This window comes from Actinotalea ferrariae CF5-4, from assembly GCF_000603945.1.
GTDB classification, from domain to species: Bacteria; Actinomycetota; Actinomycetes; order Actinomycetales; family Cellulomonadaceae; genus Actinotalea; species Actinotalea ferrariae.
Map to the genome: position 1 here is coordinate 1 of NZ_AXCW01000281.1, position 788 is coordinate 788.

Annotated in this window: 1 protein-coding gene; it reads right to left on the minus strand. The window is 76.3% G+C overall.

Annotated elements, in window-relative coordinates; genetic code table 11:
* Window positions 1-148 precede the first annotated feature (148 nt).
* Window positions 149-788: DUF305 domain-containing protein (locus tag N866_RS16305; protein WP_034228331.1), on the minus strand; the 640-nt coding region annotated here is incomplete at its 5' end.

The following is a 788-nucleotide window of genomic DNA, read 5'->3' on the forward strand; positions in this document are numbered from 1 at the left end:
GATCGCCCGGGCCGGACCGGCGAGCGGCCCGCACGCGCCGACGACGGACCGCGCTCCTCCCCGCGCCGTTCCGGCTACTAGCCGGCAGGGCTCCTGAGGGAGGGGTCGCGCCCGGGAGAGCTCCCTCGTCGCGGGCCGGCGCACCGCGTCACAGGCCGGGCGGGGGCCCGCCGCGCTCGGCCAGCATCTCCTCCAGGAGGCGGATCTCCGCCGCCTGGGCCGTGACGATCGACGACGCCAGCCGCCGCACCGCCGGCGTCGACGCCTCGGCCGCCGCGTACTCCGCCATCTCCACCCCGCCCTCGTGGTGCGGGATCATCAGGGCCAGGAACAGCCGCTCCGCCTCCACGTCCTCCGCCTGCTCCAGCAGCGCGAGCTGCTCCGCGCTCACCAGGCCGGGCATCTGCTCCGGCGGGCCGCTGCCGTCGGGCCCGCTGCCGTGGCCGTCGTGCTCGGTCATCCACTGCATCGGCGGACCGGCGGCGGTCTGGGCCAGCCCCCACACCTGGAGCCACCCGGCCATCTGCCCCTGCTGGTTCTGCTGCGTCAGCAGGACGTCCAGCGCGAGGGACCGCACGGCGGGGTCGTCGGTCCGGTCACGGACCAGGACCGCCATCTGGACGGCCTGCCCGTGGTGGACCTGCATCTCCCGGGCGAACCCGGCATCCACCGAGGTCGCCGACGGCGTCGAGGACCTCAGCAGAAGACCGGCGACCAGGGCACCGACGAGCAGCCCGACGACACCGACCAGGACGACGGCCGCGGCGACCGGGATCGGGCGCGCGGGT